Annotated in this window: 1 protein-coding gene; it reads left to right on the top strand. The window is 71.0% G+C overall.

What is annotated here, in order from left to right; genetic code table 11:
* Window positions 1-2,915: toxin glutamine deamidase domain-containing protein (locus OO62_RS39840; RefSeq protein WP_248782320.1), on the top strand; the 2,915-nt coding region annotated here is incomplete at both ends.

Consider the following 2,915-nt stretch of genomic DNA (forward strand, 5'->3'; position numbering starts at 1 on the left):
CCCACCCCCCGCCCCGACGGCACCCGGCCCGACGGCACGCACCCCGACGGCGCACGCCCGGACACCAACCGCCCGGACAGCAACCGCCCCGACGGAGCGCGCCCCGACGGCACCCGGCCGGACGCCAACCACCCGGACACCAACCGCCCGGACAGCAACCGCCCCGAGGGAACGCGTCCCGACGGAGCGCGACCTGACGGCACCCGGCCCGACGCCGCGCACCCGGACGCCAACCGCCCCAATGGCGCGCGCCCCGACGGAGCGCAGCAGCCGAACGGCACACAGCAGCCCGCCCCCTCACGCCCGGACGCGACACAGCAGCCCGGCGCCCCCACTCGCACGGACCGCCCCCAGGCCGACAGCCCCGCGCAGGCCCCGTCCACCCCGGGCGCCCAGGCCCCCGCTGCTCCGAACCCCAACGTCCCGCACCAGCAGCAGCCCCAGAACACCCCCAACCAGCAGCCGCAGCAGCAGTCTCCGCAGAGCCAGCAGCAGCCGCAGCAAGCCCAGCAACAGCAGCAGCAGCCGCAGAACCAGCAGCAGTCACAGCAACAGCAGCAACAGCAGCCGACTCCCCAGCAGCAACCGGCTCCCCAGCAGCAACCTGTGCCTCACCAGCAGCAGACTCCGCAGCACCCCAACCAGCAACAGCCCCAGCCGGCCCCCCACCAGCAGCAACAGTCGCAGCCCCAGGCACCGGTCCCCCAGCCCGCGAACCTCCGCAGCCACGTCGACGTACGCATCAGCCTCAACCACCAGCCGAGCGGCCTGTATTCACCGTTCCCGCACGACCAGCAGGCACTTGAGGCGAACTTCCCGCGTAACCCGGACGGCACCCCGCGGGCCTTCAACGACCCGTTCCAGCCGTGGGCCCAGCTCCAGAACGACGGCGGTCCCACCGTCCTCGGCCGCTCCAACAACTGCGCAGACTGCACCCGCTCCTTCATGGAGTCCTGGTACGGCAACCCGCAGGTGTCCGGAGTCCGCACCTACGACCCGGACGGCAAGGGCGGCATCGACCGCGCTTCCGGCGAGCGCGACGGCACCCGCAACATCGAGCAGTACACGGGCGCCAAGTTCCGCAATTCCGGCACGAACTCCAAGGACGGCTATGCCCAAATAGCCAAGGACCTCCAGGACGCCGGCCCCGGCGCGGCCGCGGCAGTCCTCGTCACCTGGCCCTCCGGTGGCGCCCACGTCTTCAATGCGGTCAACCACAACGGCAAGGTCGTCTGGGTCGACAGCCAGACCGGCAAGGTCAGCGACCAGCCCATCAACACCAGCGCCGACAAGGTCTGGCACCTCGTCCTGGACGCCAACCGCCAGCCCTACGACCCCACCCAGCAACAGCCGCAGCCCCAACACCAGCAGCAGCCCCAGAACCAACAGCAGCAGCCTCAAAACCAACAGCAGGCCCAGCCGCAGCCACAGCAGCAGCCTCAGAACCAGCAACAAGCTCAGGCCCAACAGCAGGCCCAGGCGCACGCCCAGCAGCAAGCCCAAGCACAGCAACAAACCCAGCAACAGGCGCAGGCCCAAGCCCAGGCCCAGGCACAACAGGCACAGCAGCAGGCGCAGGCCCAAGCCCAGCAACAGGCCCAGGCCCAGGCTCAACAGCAGGCACAGCAGCAGGCCCAAGCGCAGGCGCACGCCCAGCAGCAGGCCCAGCAACAAGCCCAGGCCCAGGCTCACGCCCAACAGCAGGCCCAGGCCCAGGCACAGCCTCAGAACCAGCAGCCTCAGCCGCACCCCCAGAACCAGCAGCAGGCCCAGCCTCAGCAGACCCAGCCTCACCCGCAGCAGCAACCCACCCCGCACGCGCAACCGCAGCCCCAACAGCACCAGCAGCCGGGCCCCTACGCCCAGCAGCACCAGCCGCAGCCGCAGCCGCAGCAAAACCCGTACACCCAGCAGCCCCAGCACCAACCGGGTCCGTACGCCCAGCAGCAGCCGCAGCACCAGCAGCCCGGCCCGTACGCGCAACCACAGAACCCGTACGCCCAGCAGCAGCCGGGCCCGTACGCGCAGCCCCACCAGCAGCAGCCGACCCCGCAGCAGGCCAACCCGTACGCCCAGCCGCAGCCGCAACACCAGCCGCAGCCGAACCCGTACACCCAGCAGCCGCAGCACCAACCGCAACCTCAGCAGCAGCCGGGTCCGTACACACAGCAGCCCCACCAGCAGCAGAACCCCTACACCCAGCAGCCCAACCCGTACCAACAGCCCCACCAACAGCAGCCGGGGCCCTACGCTCAGCCGCAGCACCAGCCAGGCCCGTACGCCCAGCACCAGCCCGGGCCGTACCAGCAACCCCACCAGCAGCCGGGCCCATACGCCCAGCAGCAGCCTCAGCCGAACCCGTACACCCAGCAGCCGCAACACCCCAACCCGTACACCCAGCAGGCCCCGAACCCCCAGAACCCGCAGCACCCGGCTGGCGCGCCCACCACCGCGGCCGGCGGTTCACCGACCCCGGATTCCAAGCACCCCACCGAGCGGACCAAGCCCGACGCGACCGACGCCACCCCGCGTCCCGCCGACGCCGACCAGACCCCTCAGGACGCCCACACCCAGCAGGGCGACCACGCAAAACAGGACAGCGACACCGACCGCACCGAGCACCCTGCCGACCACCCGAACGACACCAACAACGCGGACAGCTCGGACAGCTCGGACGACTCCACGCACGGGGATCAGGGCGAGCACACCCCCGCCTCCGAGACCCGTAACCGCGAACGCCCCGGCGGACTCGACGGCCCCACCGACGAACACCAACAACACGTCGAAAACGCCATCCCCAAAGACGACAACGGCCAGCCCCAACGCCACCCCGACCCCGACAACGGCCACTGGGTCGACACCATCAACCACCCCGGCCCCGACGCCCCCGGCCGCAACAACAACTGCGTCGACGC

This window comes from Streptomyces lydicus (assembly GCF_000717345.1).
Classification (GTDB): Bacteria; Actinomycetota; Actinomycetes; order Streptomycetales; family Streptomycetaceae; genus Streptomyces; species Streptomyces lydicus.